Annotated in this window: 14 protein-coding genes and 1 other RNA gene; 8 read left to right on the top strand and 7 right to left on the bottom strand. The window is 57.3% G+C overall.

The window, feature by feature from the left end; translation table 11 throughout:
• Positions 1–5 precede the first annotated feature (5 nt).
• The 8 genes from ACYP2Q_RS19630 (at position 6) to ACYP2Q_RS19595 (ending at position 10,291) form a co-directional block, all read left to right on the top strand.
• Positions 6–1,334, top strand: a complete 1,329-nt coding sequence (locus ACYP2Q_RS19630; protein ID WP_459732051.1) for an AAA family ATPase — start codon at positions 6–8, stop codon at positions 1,332–1,334.
• Positions 1,331–1,864 carry a hypothetical protein gene (locus ACYP2Q_RS19625; RefSeq protein ID WP_459732050.1) on the top strand — a complete coding sequence of 178 codons (534 nt, stop codon included), beginning with the start codon at positions 1,331–1,333 and terminating at the stop codon, positions 1,862–1,864. The genes ACYP2Q_RS19630 and ACYP2Q_RS19625 overlap by 4 nt, the downstream gene beginning before the upstream one ends.
• Positions 1,861–2,550, top strand: coding sequence for an RNA ligase family protein (locus tag ACYP2Q_RS19620; RefSeq protein ID WP_459732049.1), 690 nt, complete (start codon positions 1,861–1,863; stop codon positions 2,548–2,550). The genes ACYP2Q_RS19625 and ACYP2Q_RS19620 overlap by 4 nt, the downstream gene beginning before the upstream one ends.
• Positions 2,551–2,608: 58 nt before the next feature.
• Positions 2,609–4,795, top strand: a complete 2,187-nt coding sequence (locus ACYP2Q_RS19615) for an McrB family protein (RefSeq protein ID WP_459732048.1) — start codon at positions 2,609–2,611, stop codon at positions 4,793–4,795.
• Positions 4,792–6,042: an McrC family protein gene (locus ACYP2Q_RS19610; RefSeq protein WP_459732047.1), complete on the top strand. Its 1,251-nt coding sequence runs from the start codon at positions 4,792–4,794 to the stop codon at positions 6,040–6,042. Before ACYP2Q_RS19615 ends, ACYP2Q_RS19610 begins: the two co-directional genes overlap by 4 nt.
• A gap of 513 nt (positions 6,043–6,555) precedes the next feature.
• Complete coding sequence (locus tag ACYP2Q_RS19605) at positions 6,556–7,773, top strand: ABC-three component system protein (protein WP_459732046.1); 1,218 nt, start codon at positions 6,556–6,558, stop codon at positions 7,771–7,773.
• Positions 7,770–8,252, top strand: a complete 483-nt coding sequence (locus ACYP2Q_RS19600; RefSeq protein ID WP_459732045.1) for a three component ABC system middle component — start codon at positions 7,770–7,772, stop codon at positions 8,250–8,252. The genes ACYP2Q_RS19605 and ACYP2Q_RS19600 overlap by 4 nt, the downstream gene beginning before the upstream one ends.
• Positions 8,249–10,291 (top strand): DUF3732 domain-containing protein, encoded by a 2,043-nt coding sequence (locus tag ACYP2Q_RS19595; protein ID WP_459732044.1) that lies wholly within the window; start codon positions 8,249–8,251, stop codon positions 10,289–10,291. The genes ACYP2Q_RS19600 and ACYP2Q_RS19595 overlap by 4 nt, the downstream gene beginning before the upstream one ends.
• 154 nt (positions 10,292–10,445) lie before the next feature.
• Here the strand turns inward: ACYP2Q_RS19595 and ACYP2Q_RS19590 are convergent, their stop codons facing one another.
• The 7 genes from ACYP2Q_RS19590 to ACYP2Q_RS19560 form a co-directional block, all read right to left on the bottom strand.
• Positions 10,446–11,702 (bottom strand): integrase domain-containing protein, encoded by a 1,257-nt coding sequence (locus tag ACYP2Q_RS19590; RefSeq protein ID WP_459732043.1) that lies wholly within the window; start codon positions 11,700–11,702, stop codon positions 10,446–10,448.
• 184 nt (positions 11,703–11,886) lie between these two features.
• Positions 11,887–12,283: a transfer-messenger RNA gene (gene ssrA / locus ACYP2Q_RS19585) on the bottom strand.
• Between the two features lie 95 nt (positions 12,284–12,378).
• Entirely contained in the window at positions 12,379–12,654 is a 276-nt protein-coding gene (locus ACYP2Q_RS19580; protein ID WP_459732042.1) for a hypothetical protein, read from the bottom strand.
• Between the two features lie 248 nt (positions 12,655–12,902).
• Positions 12,903–15,716, bottom strand: a complete 2,814-nt coding sequence (locus ACYP2Q_RS19575) for an FAD-binding and (Fe-S)-binding domain-containing protein (protein WP_459732041.1) — start codon at positions 15,714–15,716, stop codon at positions 12,903–12,905.
• Complete coding sequence (locus tag ACYP2Q_RS19570; protein ID WP_459732040.1) at positions 15,713–16,384, bottom strand: LutC/YkgG family protein; 672 nt, start codon at positions 16,382–16,384, stop codon at positions 15,713–15,715. Before ACYP2Q_RS19570 ends, ACYP2Q_RS19575 begins: the two co-directional genes overlap by 4 nt.
• Positions 16,384–17,838 carry a LutB/LldF family L-lactate oxidation iron-sulfur protein gene (locus tag ACYP2Q_RS19565; RefSeq protein ID WP_459732039.1) on the bottom strand — a complete coding sequence of 485 codons (1,455 nt, stop codon included), beginning with the start codon at positions 17,836–17,838 and terminating at the stop codon, positions 16,384–16,386. Before ACYP2Q_RS19565 ends, ACYP2Q_RS19570 begins: the two co-directional genes overlap by 1 nt.
• Positions 17,835–18,659: a (Fe-S)-binding protein gene (locus ACYP2Q_RS19560; protein ID WP_459732038.1), complete on the bottom strand. Its 825-nt coding sequence runs from the start codon at positions 18,657–18,659 to the stop codon at positions 17,835–17,837. Before ACYP2Q_RS19560 ends, ACYP2Q_RS19565 begins: the two co-directional genes overlap by 4 nt.
• Positions 18,660–18,793 lie beyond the last annotated feature (134 nt).

Here is an 18,793-nt window from a genome sequence, read left to right as displayed (position 1 = left end):
CGAACATGCTGACTCATCTGAAACTGGATAACTTTAAAATCTGGCGCTCCACCGGGGCCATGCGTCTGGCTCCGATCACACTGCTGTTGGGTACCAACTCATCGGGTAAGTCCAGTCTGATCCAAAGCCTGTTGCTGATCCGCCAGACGGTGAAAGGCGACGACCCCAACCTGGATCTTAATCTCGGCAATCCTGATGAAGGTGACTCCGTCACGCTAGGGCAATTCAAGGATCTGCTATCCCGTCATGGCGGTGATTCTGAAGCGATCAAGGCCAATCAGGTCGGGGTCGAGTTCAAGTGGAGCGAATCCGGCCAGCCAGAAGAGGCAACCATCTTTTCCGCACGCTACCGGCAGGGGCCGGGTGGCAGTGCCGAGCTGGATTATCTGCGCCTTGGCAAGGATGGTCAGGGCTTTTTCGTGGCGCGGCGCAGGCCGGGCATCTACCGCTTGCAGTTGGGAGCGGAGCATCGCCCTGTGGGGCAAAGCCCGCACTTTCGGCCTCAGCGCTCCTTCGCCTTTGCAGCCTCGGCGATTGCCTCACTGGGCACGCGAGGCGAAATGATCAGGGATATTGGCCCCGCATTGCTGGATGAGCTGGGCAAGATCATCTATCTGGGGCCGGTTCGCCGCCTTGCCCAGCGCGATTACATCTGGGCAGGCCGTATGCCAGCAAGTATCGGCGATGATGGAGCGAGGGCCGTGGATGCACTGATTGCCAGTGGGGTGGCGTTACAAGCTGCACACAGGGGCAGAAAGACCCCGCCAGCTGAGGCGCAACTCTTCCAGCAGACTATCCACTGGCTGAAAGAAATGGGGCTCGCCGATGGCCTTACCGTTCGTGCGCTGGGTGGCTCAGCGCGTTATGAGCTGCTAATCGAGAATCAGGGCAGCAAGTCGAACCTCAAGGATGTAGGCGTAGGCGTATCGCAGGTTCTCCCGGTCATCGTGTCGGCTCTGTTTGCCGAGCCCGGACATATTGTGATCATCGAGGAACCAGAAAGTCATCTGCACCCGTTGGCGCAGTCCCTTTTGGCCGAACTGTTTGCTCAGATCAGCCGTGAGCGCAAGGTGCAGTTCATCGTCGAGACACACTCCGAGCACTTGTTCCGGCGTATGCAGACACTTGTGGCAAAGCAGGAAATTAGTACGGTAGCCGAGGCAGCGATGTACTTCGTCGAGCGCGAACATAACTATGCAAGGTTACGTGAGTTGGAGCTTGATGCGTTTGGACGGGTAAGAAATTGGCCTGAAGGTTTCTTCGGTGATGCGTTGGGTGAGACACGCGAACAGGCACGACTGATGTTTGAGCGTCAGAAAGGTGCCAAATCATGAAAGATTTGAAAGCGCGCTATGTGGTCGATACCAATGTGCTGATAGCAGCGAGCGCTGCTGATCCGATACATCCCAGTGACATTGACGCAACTCCTCAAGATCCGGCGCTGCGCATGGTGGTCTGGACCTGGCTGGACGGCTTCCAGCAGAGCGAATCCCGGTTGGTCCTAGATGGGGAGGGCCAAATTTATGAGGAGTACAATCACAAGCTGGGTTTTAACGACTTCGGCATTCAGGTGGTGATGCACAAGTGGAGTACAGCCGCCGTGGACGATGTGATAGTGGAATACGATGAGAGCGGTGGAGTCTTACCGCAATCCTTACAGGCTGTGGTACATGATTTAGCAGACAGGAAGATGGTGGCTGCTGCTTTGGCTTCACATATAGCGTTCGGGGAGGGGTGTGTCGCTTTTGCTGGCGACACGGACTGGCATGACTGGGAAGGGGCACTCCAGACCCATCAGATACTGCTTGATCCCATCATTGAAGACTGGTCGCGGCAGAAATATGCAGAAAAGCAGTTGCGATGACTGGGTTCTTTCGTTTCCCCCACACACCACATCTTGTCTGGTTGGGTGCAGATAAACCCCGCGACGATAAGGTGCTCGACGCAGCCGAGGCCAAGGTCCTGCTGGCGGGTAGCGTGGTGGTGGAGGAAAAGCTCGACGGGGCAAATTTGGGTCTCTCATTGGCGGACGACGGCCAACTGCGTGCACAGAATCGTGGCCAGTACCTACAGGAGCCGCATGTCGGGCAGTTCTCACGCCTGCCTGCCTGGCTGGCCCAGCATGGCAAAGCGATCCGCGTGGTTTTACGCCCCGAACTGCTGCTTTTCGGCGAGTGGTGTGCTGCTCGGCATTCACTGGATTACGGCACCTTGCCGGACTGGTTCCTGTTGTTCGATGTATATGACCGCCACGCCGGTAAGTTCTGGAGCACCACGCGGCGTAATACGCTGGCCGCCCAGGCTGGTTTGAAGATCGTGCCGCAGGTGTGTTCTGGGCGAACCAGCGTGAAGTCGCTACTTGAGCAGGTACAGATTTCGTCTAGCCATTTTCGTAGCGGCCCTTTGGAGGGGCTGGTTATCCGCCGCGAGTCTGCCGACTGGTGCGAGGCTCGCGCCAAGATTGTCCGCGCCGACTTTACCCAGGCCATCGAACAGCATTGGCGTAAGCGTGCGATTGAGTGGAATCGGGTGGATTACAACGCGCAGTAGTACTTAACGTCAGGTGCGTCTGGTACCTGAGTTCGCAGTTGCTTTTACAGGGAACGTCATGTCGACTTTCAACCCTCATCACAATGCAGCACCCATCTTTGCCGCCTTCGAGCAGTGGAAGCAAAACTGCCTGCTCGACGGTCAGACGCTTTTTGCTGTTGGCCCGCGCTGGACCAGTGATCTGCTTGATGAGCTGCATTTGCGTTTCATCGACAGCCCAGATGAGACCTCGGCGGTCTTCTTGGAGAAGCTTAAAGGGCAGTTGGCTGACGCGTCGCCCGAGGCTATCCAACTGATGGCCGAGGTGCTCTGGGTGGTGATGTTGTTTCAAAGCAATGTAACGGCGACCAAGAAGCGCGAAAATATCAAGCAGGTATGGAGTTGGTCGGGGAGCGATTTTCCGCTCAGTAATACGCTGATGACAGACGAGACCCTTGAGGGGCTAGGCTCGGCAGGGCAGGGCTTTAATCGTTACCGGGCTGAAGAGCTGGCTTGGTTGATTCGAATGGTCAAGGCTTTTCATCAGTTACCGCGCGCTCAGCAAGAGGAGTATCTGAAGGAGCCTTGGCACTGTGCTGAATGGTTGGATGCTCAGCCATGGGGCGGCGGCCGGCAGATGCGGCATATTCTGCTTCATTTGTTGTTCCCGGGGACTTTCGAGCGGATTGCCAGCCCCAATGACAAAGCGACCATCATATCTGCCTTCAAGACTTTGGCACTTCCTGAGGTGAAGGCATGGCCAGCGATTAAGCTCGACAGGGAGTTGCTGGAAATTCGGCAGGCCGAGGAGACCGCAGCAGGTAGTGAAGTGGACTTTTATACAAGCCCTTGGGCAGATCGTTGGCGCCTGGCAAAGCCTGAAACTGAACAGCCGCCTTCGGGTAAGCCATTGCTGGTCGAGGAACCGCGAAATCTGATCTTTTATGGCCCTCCTGGTACCGGTAAGACTCATAGCCTGAAAGCGCGCCTATCCAAGTATGAAGACAGTTCGAGCACGCTGACGGAGACCGAGTGGCTCCTTTCTAACTTAGTGGATGTTGTCTGGTGGCAGGTAGTTTTCATGGCCCTTCACGCCCTGGGGGGCAAAGCGAAAGTTAGTCAGTTGATGGGCCATCGCTATTTTGTCGCTAAGGCGAAGTCTCGCAGTAGCAACAGCAACCTTCGCGCGACTTGCTGGGAGGCATTGCAGAGCCATACAGTTCTCGACTCAGCGACCGTTCAACGCGATACGGCAGCCCGGAGGGCTCCTTATGTGTTCGATAAGGACGAGGAAGGGAGATGGTTTCTTGCAGGGGACTGGAAGGAGAGTTGCGCTGAGTGGATCGAGCATGCGGAGCTGATCAAGAAAGGCCCGAAGTCGTCCAATCAGCATTTGGTTAAGCGCTACGAGTTCGTCACTTTCCATCAGTCCTATAGCTACGAAGATTTTATTGAGGGTATACGTCCTGAACCGTCCGCTGACGGTCAGGGTGTTATTTATGCAGTGAAGCCAGGCGTGTTCAAGCGGCTGTGTGAACGAGCCAGGCTGAATCCGCAGCATCGCTATGCCATCTTCATCGACGAGATCAACCGCGGCAATGTGGCGAAGATCCTGGGTGAGCTGATCACGCTAATTGAGGTGGACAAGCGCGCCCACTATGACATCGAAGGCCAACTGTTGGATGGCATGGAGCTGACCCTGCCTTACTCCGGGGAGCATTTCGGAGTACCACGCAACCTAGATATCTACGGCAGCATGAATACGGCGGACCGTTCGATTGCGCTGCTGGATGCGGCCTTGCGTCGACGCTTCCAATTCCGTGAGCTGATGCCTGATTCGCTGGTGATTTCAGGGGCACAGGGGGATGGGTATATCCCGGATGGCGAGGGTGGTGTGCTGAACCTGCGCGCGTTGTTGGATACGCTGAACCGTCGTATCGCTTATTTGCTGCACCGGGATCAAACAATCGGTCATGCCTTCCTTACTCGAGTGAGCGACATGGAAGGGTTGCGCAGTGTGCTGTGCCGCGAAGTCATTCCGCTATTGCAAGAAGTCTTCTACAACGACTGGCAGCGCATTCGGCTGATATTTGGGGATGTAAAGGCTCCGCTTGAAATGCAGATCGTCCGCGAATTCAGTGATTTGGCGAGCGATATCTTCGGCGAGCTGGAGGATGACCTTCCCGAGTCGCAGCGCTACGAGGTGTGTTCACCAGGTGAGATCAGTCCAGAGGCCATTCGAAAGATCTATGAGCTCCTGGCATGACGTTATTGCAGGTTCTCGAACACGAGTGGCTACCCATTCGAGCCGGAGGCGGTCAGTCTCTGAGCTTGCAGCAAGCGGTATTGCTCGAACAGCTTGCTGCTTCCTTGCCTGCCAAGGCGCTTGAGTGGCGGCGGACAGCGGTGAAGTTCACCCAGTTTTGCGGGGTGATCCAGCTCGGTGAGCTGATCATCGAGGTACTACCGAAGATCGCTCGCCACGAGCGTGACGCGCAGTTGTGCCGGCAGATTCTAGTACGCCTGCTGCAGCTAACCGGTTCGTTGTCGCCGCCCAGTATCGGAGAGGCTTCACTGGGCCAACAAAGACATGCTCTGTTGGATGTGTTCATTGAACACTTTCGCGGCATGATCGCTCAGCAGATGCAGCTCGGACTGATTCGTCGATATGTGCCGAGACAAGATGAACTCAGCACCGTACGCGGACGAATTGATTTGGTCAGGCAGGTGCGGCTAAATGCCTTCACACCGCAGCGAGTACATTGCCGTTTTGATGAGTTCGATATCGACACCCCATACAACCAGGTGCTACGCCATGTGCTAGGTCTGCTGTTGCGGCGCACCCAGCATCCCGGTATCAAGCGTGGCATCAATGAGCTGCTGATACATCTTGCGGCGGTTTCGGATCGCAATTTCACGTCTGAGGCAGTTGAGGGGCTAGCGTTCGATCGGCTCAATCAGCGTTGGCAGCCCGTATTCCAGCGCTGTGGGGACTTTCTACGTGCACTGCACCCTAATGTGACTGCCGGCGGTATGCCGGCGCTGGCCCTGCTGTTCGATATGAACCGTTTGTTTGAAGGCTATGTTACCTGGCGGATGCGCCGCACCTTCAAGGATCATCACATCCAGGCTCAGGGGCCACGTCGCTATCTTGCGGTCAATGAGGTAGGGCGTGAGGTGTTCCAATTGCGCCCAGATATCTCGGTGCTCCATGGAACGCAGGTGGTCGCTATTGCAGATGCCAAGTGGAAAATCCTTAATCTCAAAGAGCGCAAGCTGGGTATTTCATCAGCCGACCTGTATCAGCTGGTCAGCTACGCCCAGCACTATCAATGTCAGCGGCTCGCGCTGATCTATCCGGCGATGGAAGGCGTCAGTCCAGGGGTGCGTGACAAGCTATCAATCCAGGGCACTGATGTGCAACTGGTGATCTGCAGCGTTGATTTGGCTGGGGTACTTACTAGGCGCGATGCTGTTTTCGAGTGCTTGCATAAGTGGGTAGCAGAAGGCTGAAGTAGTGCGGCAGGTGCTGCTGTTCAATGAAGTTCTTTCATCGTGTTCACCTGTAGGCAAAAAAACGCTCGACCAGGTTAAGACTGACCGGGCGCAAGGGCTGAAGTGAGTAGGGTTTAAGCGGCAATGCACTGGAGGCATCCCAAGCAAGTTGCGTGATCTGAGCACCCTGGCCGGACCAAGCAGAGTCCGTGCGGTATTCGTTGCTAAGGCGATAGGGATTTGGTTTCTACGGTTGAAAACGATTCAATATGGGTAGTATGCCCCTGTAGGATTCTGCACCGGGTAACGGACGCTTTGTTTGGCGTGCGGACGAGACATAGCCGTATGGGTGTTCGCTGCTCGCTCAAAGATTTGTTGCTGTCGTGAGGCTACATGCGACAGAGTTTGTGGGGTCATGCAAAATTTGCGTACATTAGCGACCGGCCCGATCGGACCGTACCGGTAGCAAGTATGGACGAAACGAGGGCCACCCACGCATAGATAGTGCTGCTTAAACAGGGAATTGACCAGATGGCACATATCGATTCAGGAAGTCATTCCGCGGAAGGTGCGGCACTGGGCTTCTACTTCCAGTCACTGTACGCACTTCTAAGCGTCCTCCAAGAGTCACATGACGACGCGGCAGTCTGCTTGGAGCGGCTCGACGATGTTGAAGTGATCTCCAATGGTCAGCCGCTTCTCATCCAGCTTAAACACTCCATTGTCGAGAACCCGGCCGCTGTGAGCCTGGCGTCCAAAGAACTGTGGAAAACTCTCAAGGCCTGGATTGATGTACTGCCAAAACTTGCGATTGAGGACACGCGTTTCCAACTGGTAACGGTTGCTCCCTTGAGTAGTAAGGACTTTCTTAGCTCCCTGCTTGATGAGTCCGCTAGCCGCGAATCTTTGCGGTCCACGCTGCTAGATGAAGCTCAGCGGGTAGTGGACGCACACCAGGCTGCAAAGTTGGCGGGACTTCAGCCGTTGCCCCATACAGACCGGGTGAGCGGTTGCGCCGCTTTCCTAAAACTTGACGACTCAACGCGAAAGAAACTGCTATCCAGAATTACCGTGCGCCCAGGTGGGAGCAATATCGCCGGTATCTCCGACGACATTGCGGGATGCTTGGTGAATTTCCCGCCAGATAGCCGTAAGGCCATTTGCACCCGTCTGATCGAATGGTGGGATCTTCAAGTCATCTTCACGCTATGTGGAAAGCGTGAGCGGTTCATCACGAAGCTAGAGGTCCAGCTGAAAATTTCCGAGCTGGCTGGCGAGGTGGAACGTGATGAGCTCTTTCCTGACTTCGAGAATGCCCTAATACCTGAGTACCACGTCCCAGATTCGATGATTGCTCGCCAGATTCAACTTGTGGGCGGGACTAGGACCGAAGTGCGGTCCGCCGAACGCGAAGAGTGGCGTGCTCGTTCGCAGCGGCATAAATGGGCCACGGACCGTCTCGATATGGCTGTGCGTATCGATTTGTATGATGGGCTTCTTCAGGAAGCTTGGCAGGATAAGCATGGAATCATGTCCGAGGAGTGCGAGGAGGCGGCCGAAGTAGAGAAGCGTAGTGTGGGGCTTGAATTGCTGAGGTGGACTTTCAACTCCGCGCATACCGAGGTTCGGCCTTTCGCTCCCAACTGGAGCGGTAATTATTACGTTCGCGGCAGCTACCAAGTAATGGCCATCGATCTGATTGTTGGCTGGCATCCCGAGTTCAAGAATCTGTTGGAGCGGGATGCATGAGGGCAGCGCATGACATTCATGCAGAAACAAATCCCGCCTATTGCGCTACGGTACTCGCCCATTTCTGTGAGGCCTATCGGCAGCAACAGGTCCAAGGCCACGCTCCCGCGGCGGCCATCGTCTATCTGCTTCTACCGCTCGTACTTTCGGAAGACCTTGCGTCAACTTTCGACGGGTGCAACAAAAACACTGGCTTGCTTGTGTGGCTAGACCGCAGCCCTCGCGTGTTGACGAGTCTATCGCAGCGTGTGAACACTACTTTGACAGTGTCTACAGAGGCCATCAGGTTTGGCTGTATCGCAGGAATGCTGCGCTTAAATCGCGAAGGTGAGATCGAGTCGTCAGACCGGAAAGTGCCTGCGGTGGTGTCTGGCGGTGTCGCGGGGGCGGCGTTGAAGCGCGCAAGGTTGCTGGGTATTTGGTTCGCCGGCGCCGGATCAGCGAGAGCAGTCATTGAAGCATTGGGAGTGTCTGTATGACTCGGTGGAACATCGCAAGCATCTTTTTCCTTGGAGAAGAGGGGGCATTCCGGGAAGTCGAGTTGGACGTCGGCCGGGTCAACGTGATTACCGGCGCCTCTGGGACAGGTAAGTCCGCAGTGATCAAGGCCCTGGACTATTGTTTAGGTTCTTCAAAGTGCGGGCTTCCAGTGTACGTGCGACGGCGCTGTATCGCGGTGGGCGTCAAGTGGGTTAGAGGTGCCGACGAGCTGATCTCTTGTCGCCTCGTACCGCCGGTAGGTAAAGGCCCCAGCGACCACATGTTCGTGACCTCTGGGCGGGGCCTCTCGGTGCCGCGGGAGGTTGAGCAGTTCGAAGGTCGGACTACCGTCGAAGTAGCCAAGACCAAGCTGGGACAGGCTTTCGGTATCGGTGATGCCGGCCAACCGGAGCCGCTGGTACCAGGTCGTGAATCTCGCGATCGCCCTACGGTGCGTTATGTCACGCCATATGTATTTGTGACCAAAGAGGTTATTGATAGTGAGACGGTGTTACTTCACGGGCTGGATGACAATCGCAAGGCAGGCAGCATCATCTCGACGATGCCGTACTTCTTGGGTGTTGTGACCGAGTCGACAGCAGCTGCTGAGCGCCGCTTACGGCAAGCGCGCAAGGCCTTGGAGATTGACGTCGCTCGTGAGGAAACGCGGCGGTCCAAAGAAAGTTTGGTGAAGCAGCGTACGCGGGTGCTGCTCGGAGAGGCGAAGCAGATTGGCCTATTGGCCGGGGCTTTTGAAGCAGCGGACGAGATTGAGCTGTTGGAGATGCTGCGAATGGCAATGTCGGCGGATGCTGATTCATTGCAGTATCCGAGCGAGAGCGAATTGGGTTCTCTGCAGGAGCGTCGGCGCTCAGCGCTCGCTGAGCTTAATCAGACAAAGCGGAAATATCGAGCGATGACAGCGGCAGCTCAGGAGTCGCACGGCTATCAAAAAGCGGTGAGCGAGCAGCACGAGAAGCTGCACATAGCTGAACATCTAAATCTCTTGGACGTCCCTAAAACATGCCCAATCTGCCAGTCCAATACAGATGCTGGGGCGGCCGCAGCGCTCGCAATGAAGCGATCATTGGAGACGATTCGCGCTGAGGCAAGTACCGTCGGCCGCATTCGGCCCCAACTGGATGCGACGGTTGAAAAACTCGCGGAGCGCGTGCACGAACTGAGTTCGGCTCTGCGGGAGCTTGACGCCAGTGTTGCCTCTGCTTTGAGTCAGATCCAAGAAGGAAAGCGGCTCGCAGATCTGGCGCAGGTGCGAGCCTACTTTCGGGGCAAAGCAAGTTTCTTCCTTGAAACTCTGGACGATCAGTTGCTTCGCCCCGGGAAGGATCTGAGCGCGCAGCTTGCAGAGATCGCCGAACTGGAAGCACTGGTAGACACTGACAACCGAAGAGTACGTTTGCAGCGAGCGGAGAATGCTGTCTCGCAGTTCGCGTCCGAGTCTTTCGCTTTGCTACCGAAAGTAGAGCCCTGCGTGGACGCAGAGATCGTATTTTCATCTCGGGTACCGCAGGTGAATGTGGTGGAGCCTGGAGCAGGCGGCGCGATCCTGACCATGGCTGATCTGGGCTCGGACCAGAACTGGCTTGCTGTACATATCGCCTTGGCATTCGGAATGCAGCGCTACTTCGAGAAGGAGGAACGCCCTGTACCCGGCGTGCTCGTTCTTGATCAGCTTAGCCGTCCTTACTTCCCGAACAGTGGACACGAGGATGCTAATTCGAAGCCTGAAGTCGTGGATACCGGCAGCGATGACGATCCCGAAGCGGAGTCTGATAGTTCAGGGCGCGATGTGGTTTCGATTAATGCAGACGACGAAGATTATCAAGCCATGCGCCAGCACATTGATTTTCTATTCAATGAAGTCGAGGCTCGTGATGGCTTACAGGTCCTTCTGCTTGAACACGCGTATTTCCCGGATGACCCTCGCTATGTGAAAGCTACGAAGCAACGTTGGACGCGAGCGTCTGGGAAAGGATTGATTCCCAGGGACTGGAAACGTCGGTCGAATTCCAAGTAACGAGTACATATTTGGTGTCGCTAGGGCCCGATTTGCGCCTGAATTGTTTTAAGCTTTGTATTGCAGCGCCTCGGTCGGGCGTTTGTCGGTGTCGTGTGCGCAACCTGAGACGGCACCTACTTTTTAGTTAGAGTCGATCGATCGCTGCCCTCGGTCAGCGTATTGGCACGACTTTTCGGTCTCTATCTTCTTTGATAGCTGCCACCGACAGGCTGCCAGTTGCCGCCTCTTGGATGTGCTCACTCCACCAGGCCATCATCGGGCGTCTGCGCTCAATGTAGTCGGCTCGGTTGTAGGCGCTGCGTACCTCATCTTTATCGACGTGGGCTAGCGCAACTTCGATTAACTCAGGATCCCAGCCGTGTTCATTGAGGATGGTACTCGCCATTGATCGCATGCCGTGACTTACCAGGCGCCCCTCAAAACCCATACGCTTCAGTGCCATGTTGGCGGTCTGGCTGTTGCAGTGGGTGCGAGGGTCTCGGTCTGCAGGGAAAACGTACTCCCGATGTCCACTGTAGGGCTTGATCGCTTCCAAGAGCGCCAAAGCTTGTTCCGTGAGCGGAATGATGTGTATCCGACGTTTCTTCATGCGCTCCGCCGGTATAGTCCAGATCTTCTTTTCGAAGTCGATATCAGCCCAGCGGGAAGTGGCAGCCTCGGCTGGCCGAGTCATGGTGTGAAGTTGCCACTCAATTAGGCAGCGCGTAGTTCTTTTTATGCTGGCATTGGCAATTGCCACCATGAGCTCTTTCAGCTCATCGGGCGCAAGGGCCGCCATGTTTTTCTTTTTGGGCTTTTTGAAGACGGAGCGGATTCCACTGAGCGGATTCGCGTGAATCAATCCCGAATTGACACCATAGGTCATGATCTCATTGAGGCGTTGGGTTAGACGTTTAACGGTTTCGAGGCTGCCCTTCGTCTCGAGGGGGCGAAGCAAATTTATGACTTTAGGGGCAGTGATAGTAGAGATTGGGGTGGTGGCCAGATCAGGGAAGACATGCAGCGTGAGAGAGCGCCAAATATCCTCGGCGTACGCAGGGGTGACTGAATCCTTTTTGAGCTCGAACCACGCTGCCGAGATATTTTCGAAAGTGTGTTCCGTGGCTGCTTTTTTCGCGTGCCGCTCGGCGTCGCGTTTCTCTTTAGGGTCCAGCCCCTGGGCGACAAGCTCTCTCGCTTCAACGGTTCTCTTACGTGCTTGCGCCAGGCTCACCTCAGGAAAGGTGCCCAATCCCATGTTTATCCGCTTTTTCGTCACAGGTTGGATGTAGTTGAAATTCCATAGCTTAGAGCCATTGATTCTCACTCGCATCTGTAGGCCGTTGCCATCGGTGAGTATGTAGTCCTTTTCCTTTGGTTTCGCGGCTTTGACTTTTACGTCTGAAAGGCGCGTGGCTTGGGCCCCCATGGTGTATTCCGGTGCTGTTTATGTATTCCAAAAAATAGCAGGTGAGGGCTTGGAATACCACTTGGAATACACGAAATCGTAGATGGTCACGGATGCTGGTGGACGCTCGTGGACTCTAAACCCCTGTATTCACTGGATTTCAGGCACAAAAAAAGACGTCCGTGGACGTCTTTAGATGGTTATTTGGTGGAGCCGGGGGGATTTGAACCCCCGTCCGCCAGTACTCCGCTGTCGGTACTACATGCGTAGCCGTGTCTATTAAGTTAACCCTCAGCGACCCGACGGGCAGGGTGCTTTGGGCGAGTTGTGTAAGTTTTAGCCGCTTCGTCCACAACGTACTGCACGGCGATTCTGTTCTATATGACAATCACTTTGGGTTTACAGACATCCCCTGGTGATTGCTGGACCCGAAGGTACCAGAAGCTCAGGGCTAAGGCTGCTTACGCAGCGAGAGCGAATTCCTGGCCGTAGTTTTCGTCATTGGCAACTATAAGTAGTTGCAACAGTGGATTTACGAGTTCTGTTACCAACTCGGCATGCACCTAAAGTTTCGCAACCGGCGTCGAATCCTAAACGGCCCCGAACTCATTGCTCGTGAATCCGATGAGCAACAAGCCTGTGTAGTCTACGCCAATGTGCCGCGGAAGGCCAACCCGAAGGTTGGCCTTGCCTGTGATCACTTTTTGGTAGGGCTGCGCTGCTGAATTTTCTCAAGCATCTGGCCGGAGATCTCGATGCAGTCCTTGTCGTTACCGGATGCCTGGGCCTTCTTCGCATCTTCCAGCGCGGTTTTGGCGTTATCCATTGAGCTCTCGGACACGGCGGGTGCGGTGGTGATTGCGTCGTCCAGTTTTTGAACCTGCGCGTCACAAAGATCTTTGTCCGCCGCAAACACCGGCGAGGCCAACAGTGCAGCAGAAATGAACAATCCAGCCATTGCAGAGTGCTTCATGGGTATCTCCTTGCGCATGAGGGCTCGGTGCTGCCGGTAGATTGGGCTGCCAGCCGAGGTGGTTATAAGCCCGATTACAGGGCCTAGCTAAATGACTATAGCCGGGCGCAGGAATTCGGTTTTTTTTTGCGATTGCGGGGGGGAGATGAAATCTGTAGGAGCGAGCTTGCTCGCGATGGGCTTGAGGGCAACGCGTTTCTCCAGGAAGCACGCGTCATCGTTGTCGTCCATCGCGAGCAAGCTTGCTCCTACAAGGCTGGGCGCGCTTGAGTTACGCGGTCCACCAGATAAACCAGGCTGTGATAATCGATTCCGCCATGCTGGCTCAGGCCGATCTCACAGGTGCGGCTGGTGGAAATGCCTTCGCTGCAATACTGCACCGCATCCTTCAACGTGCGCAGCGAATGGGCGTTCAGCTCGGGGGTGGTGAAACCCTTGTCGCCGGCAAATCCGCAGCAGTGAATGCCTTCGGGGATGACCACGTTGTTACTGCATTTGCGCGCCAGATCGATCAGCGCCTGGCTTTCCCCAAGGTGCTGGGTGCTGCAGGTGACATGCACCGCAATGGGCGCTTCCTGCGGTGTGAACTGCAGGCGATCGATCAGGTGCGTGCGAATGAAACGCACCGGGTCGTACAGGTCCAGGCGCACATCGCCCAGGTCCTGCGTCAGGCGCAGCGTGCAGGGGCTGGTGTCGCAGTAGATCGGGTCGAGTCCGCCACGGCTGGCGTGGAGCAGGGCGCCGATCAGTTCCTGGCGTTTGTGTTCGGCCTGTTCGGCATAGCCCTTGGAGGCGAACGGCTGGCCGCAGCAGAGGTTGTCCAGATTGTCCGGGAAGACCACCTGGTAACCGGCTTTTTCCAGCAGGCCGCGAGTCTTGTCGTACAGCGACATTTGTTCCTTGTCGCCCGCCGCCGGCCCCATCGCTCGTGAGACGCACGCAGCCAGGTACACCACGCGCGGGCGTTCGTCGGTCACTGTCGGGCTGAAGCGAATGGCTTTTTCCGGCTGCGGCATGGCGTTGGTCCATTGCGGGACCTGACCCTTGGACAAGCGCGTCAAGGTCGCCGACAACTTGGCCAGGCGCGGCGCTCCCAGCAACATTCGTGCGCCATTGGCCACGTGCAGGGTGAAACGCGCACCTTGCAGCGCCGTAGCGAAATTTCCTTCCAGCCAGTTGGCGGTTTTCGTATGAGAAGCGTGTAGGCCGCGAAGCTTTTTCACCAGCTCGCCGGTGTTGATGCCTACAGGGCAACGCTGCGCACAAAGACCGGTGGCGGCACAGGTATCGATGCCCTGGTATTCATAGGCCGCTTCGAGTTCGCGGGTATCGACCCCGGCGCGTTTCTTCGCCTGGATGTCCCGCCAGATGACGATGCGCTGGCGCGGGCTCAAGGTCAGTCCCTTGGATGGGCAGACCGGTTCGCAGAAACCGCACTCGATGCACTTGTCGACGATCTCGTCGGCGGCCGGCAGCGGTTTCAGGTGCTTGAGGTGGATCTGCGGGTCTTGGCTGAGTACCACGTCCGGATTCAGTATGCCGTTGGGATCGAGCAGGCGTTTGAGCTGCCACATCAACTGGTAGGCGTCGCTGCCCCATTCCAGTTCGACGAACGGTGCCATGTTGCGCCCGGTACCGTGCTCGGCCTTGAGCGAACCGCCGAACTCGACCGCCACCAATTGCGCCACGTCGTCCATGAACGCTTGGTAGCGTGCGACTTCTTCCGCGCTGTTGAAGCCTTGGGTGAAGACGAAATGCAGATTGCCTTCCAGTGCGTGTCCGAAAAGGATCGCTTCGTCGTAGTGATGTTTGTCGAACAGCTCGATCAGCCGGTTCACGCCGATGGCCAGTTGTTCCACCGGGAAGGTCACGTCCTCGATGATCACCGTGGTCCCGGTTTTACGCACCGCGCCGACGGCGGGGAAGGTGTCCTTGCGGATCGCCCAGAGCCGAGCGTTTTCCAGTGGGTCTTCGGTGAAGTCGACTTGTTTCTCTACCGGGAACGAGGACAGTGACGCCATGATCTGCGCCAGCTGTTCCTGCAATAACGAGGAAGATGCCGCGCGGGATTCGATCAGCAGGGCGCAGGCATTGTTCGACAGCTGTTGTACGAAAGCGGGCATGCCGGGCTTGTTCTGCACCGAACGCAGGCTGCGCCGGTCCAGCAGTTCTACCGCTGACACCGGTTGGCTTTTGAGCACGGTGACGGCGTTGCAGCAGGTTTCCACGTCCGGGAATACGATCAGCGCCGAGGCCTTGTTCGGGTGATCGATCACCGTATCGTAGGTCACCGCACTGATGAAGCCGAGGGTGCCTTCGGAACCCACCAGCAAGTGGCTCAAGATATCCACAGGCTCGTCGTAATCCACCAGGGCGTTGAGTGACAGGCCGGTGGTATTTTTCAGACGGTATTTATGACGAATTTTCGCAGCCAGTTCGGCATTGGCGCGGGTCTCCCGGCCCAGCGTTGCGAGGCGCTCCAATAGCTCACCGTGGCTTTGCCGAAACGCCGCGACACTGGCGGCATCTTCGGTATCCAGACGGCTGCCATCAGCCAGCACCAGACGAATGCCGGCCAGGGTGTGGTAGGTGTTTTGTGCCGTGCCGCAGCACATGCCGCTGGCATTGTTGGCCACGATGCCGCCGATTTTGCAGGCGTTGATCGAGGCCGGGTCCGGGCCGATCTTGCGCCCGAACGGTGCCAGCCAGGCATTGGCCTGCGCGCCGATCACCCCCGGTTGCAGGCGGATTTGCGTGCCTTGGCCACGGATCTCGCGACCGTTCCAGTTATCCCCAAGCACGATCAACACCGAATCGCTGATGGCTTGCCCGGACAGGCTGGTGCCGGCGGCGCGGAAGGTCACCGCTACCCGGTCGCGTTGCGCAAGTTTGAGCAGCGCCACCACTTCATCTTCGGATTCGACGCGAATCACCAGTTGTGGGATCAGGCGATAGAAGCTGGCATCGGTGCCGAAGGCCAGCGTCGACAGCGGATCGTCGAAACGCCGTTCCTGGGGAATCAGTTGCTGCGCGTCGCGCAGGAAAGCGGCCGGTAGACTCATTGGTCCTCCAGGATCAACACCACCAGGTCTTTCGGACCGTGGGCGCCGTAGGCCAGGACTTGCTCGATGTCAGCGGTTTTCGACGGGCCGGACACCAGCAAGGCATTGGTCGGCATGCCCTGGGCCCATTCGAATTCCTGCTGTACCTGATAGAAGTTGTCGCGGATCTCACTGGCCTTGAGCAGGGCGAAATGCACCGGGGGCGCCAGGCTCATCAGGCGCGGTTCTTCCCGCGTCGGCCAGATAATCAGGCTGCCCGTGGCGGCGATTGCGCCAAGGGTAGTGGTCAGGCTTGCCGGGGTATCGTTGAACAGTTCGGCTTTCCATTCTTCAACCGGGCGGTTGTAGGCCTTGAGCGTCGGCAGCCCGGGATTTGTCGCCCAGTGCTGGGTGACGCGTTGTCCGTGCGCAGTGGTCGGCGCGATCAACAGGCTCGGCAGTTGGCGCTCCTGCAGCAGTTTGGCCAACAACGCCGGCCAGTCTTCGCCGGACGTCAGATGGATTTCCGTGTGCACCGCTTCCATCAGTTTGCGCAGCTGCGGGATGCGTTGTTCCGTTGTGTAGCTGTAAGGCTGTGTCACCAGATCGACATCGAAGTTGTCAGCCACTGGCGTAGTGCCTGTCAGACTCTTGCGCAGTTTGGCCATGATATTTTGCTTGGCGCTCATCAACGATCTCCCTGTTTGGCCAGATGCTCGCGGGCCAGGTCATGCAGTGAGCGGGCAGCGGGTTTGGGTGCGCTGTGGTTTTGCGTCCACGGGCCGACATTCTTTGGTGTCAGGGCGCGCAGGCGAGTTGCGGCCAGGCCGAACAGGCGATACAGCGTCGGCGAGCTGTTGAGTCTGGCCCAGGCGTTCCAGATGAACCGCTCTTTGCGCGAGTACTTGCTGCCCTGGCCGCGCATCACTTGATGAGGGCTGTCGGGCGCCTTGACGTTTTCTTCCCGCAGGCGACGCAGCAGTGAAGGAATCGGAATTTTAACCGGGCACACCTCGCCGCAGGCACCGCACAACGAAGAGGCGCTCGGGTGGTCCGGGACTTTCGCCAGGCCAACCATGTGCGGGGTGATGATTTTTCCGATAGGACCGGGGTAGACCTCGCCGTAGGCATGGCCGCCGATTCGAGTGTAGACCGGGCAATGATTCATGCAGGCGCCGCAGCGGATGCAGTTCAGGGTCTGGCGCAGTTCGCTGTCGGCAAAGGCCTGGCTGCGACCATTGTCGAGCAGCACCAGGTGCACTTCCCGGGGGCCGTCGAGCTCATGCACATTGCGCGGGCCGGAGATCATGTTGACGTAGGTGGTGATCGGGATGCCCAGGGCCGAGCGGGTCAGCAACGACAGCAACGGCACCACGTCGCGCAGGTTTTCCACGACTTTTTCGATGCCGGTGACGGCGATGTGCACCGGCGGCACCGTGGTGGTCATGCGGCCATTGCCTTCGTTTTCCACCAGCAGCAGGGTGCCGGTCTCGGCCACGGCGAAGTTGACGCCGGAGACGCCGATGTCCGCTTCGAAGAATTTCTGCCGCAGGACCCGGCGGCCGATCTGAATGAGTTGGTCAACGTCCTTGGTGTATTCCACGCCAAGTTTGTCGTGGAACAAGGACGCGACCTGACCGGCATTCTTGTGGATCGCCGGCATGATTATGTGTGAAGGCTTCTCGTGGTCGAGCTGGACGATGTACTCGCCCATGTCCGATTCCAGGCATTCAATGCCCTGTTCAGCGAGGACGTGGTTCATCTCCATTTCTTCGCTGACCATCGATTTGCCCTTGATCACTTGCCGCCCCTCGTGAGCGCGGATGATCGAGAGGACGATGCCATTGGCTTCGTCCACCGTTTCCGCCCAGTGCACTGTCACACCGTTGCGGGTCAGGTTTCGTTCAAGTTGCTCGAGCAGGTCGGGCAACTTCGATAAAGCTCGGGCGCGGACGGCATTGCCCAGCGCGCGCAGGTGTTCTCTTTCATGGGCATCGCTGAACGCCGCGGCCCGCTTGGTCATCAGTGAATCCATCGCCTTGCGGAAGTTGCCTCGCAATTGCGCATCACCCAAGGCCTCGTGAGCCCGGGTGCGGAAGTCTTCTTCTACGGCGACCGTAGGAATAATCTCGGCGGCACTCATTGGGCACCCCCGGTTCGCTGCCAGAGGAAACTGGCCAGGTGTTGGCCGCGCAACGCTTGCTTCTGTTTCTCCAGCGAGCCGTTGATGTTCATCAGGCAACCGCAATCGGCACTGAGTACCTGGTGCGCACCGGATTCCTTCAGCGAGCGGGTCTTGTCCGCCACCATCGCCCCGGAAATGTCTGGCATACGGACGCTGAAAGTCCCACCGAAGCCACAGCATTCGCTTTCGTGACTGTGCTCGACCCGCTCCACGTTGCCCAGTTGCGCCAACAGTTCGCGGCCGTGCAGGTGGGTGTTCATTTCCCGGCGCGCCGAGCACGACGTGTGCAGCGCTACTTTCACCGGCGTGCCACTGTCCTTGAACTGCACTTTGCAGACAAACAACAGGAACTCGGCCAGCTCATAGGTCCTGGCAGCCAGGGCCTGGACCTGCTTCAAGGTGTCCGGCTCATCCTTGAACAAGTCGGCATAGTGTTCGCGCAACATGCCCGCGCAGGAACCCGAAGGCACCACCACCGGATATTCCCCGGCGAACAGCGCCAGTTGCGAGCGCGCCACGGTACGGGCCTGCTCGGTGTAGCCCGAGGTGTAGGCCGGTTGGCCGCAGCAGCTTTGCCCTTGCGGGTACTCGACACGAATGCCTTCGCGTTCCAGCAAGTGGATCGCGTCCATTCCGGCTTGCGGGTAGAACAGATCCACTACGCAGGTCCCGAACAGGTACACCCGTTGCGGTTTCTCGCCGGGGTATTGCCGAGGCTCGGGCAGTGGCGGGGCGACGCGAGTCGCATTCGGCACAGCGTTGTAAAAAAGCTCGCTCATCAGGCGTGTCTCCGGGTGGGCCCGGTTATCCGTCCGCTGAGGCCGCTGAATATAGACAGAGATTCTTTCAGCAGCCTTGCAGACCGGGTGGTGAATAGCTGACGCCGGGGTCATGGCCCGGCGTCGGTTTTTTC

The sequence above is a fragment of the Pseudomonas sp. MHK4 genome (assembly GCF_054600775.1).
The sequence above is the reverse complement of the archived record's forward strand: the minus strand, read 5'-3'. Positions and strand labels throughout refer to the sequence as shown.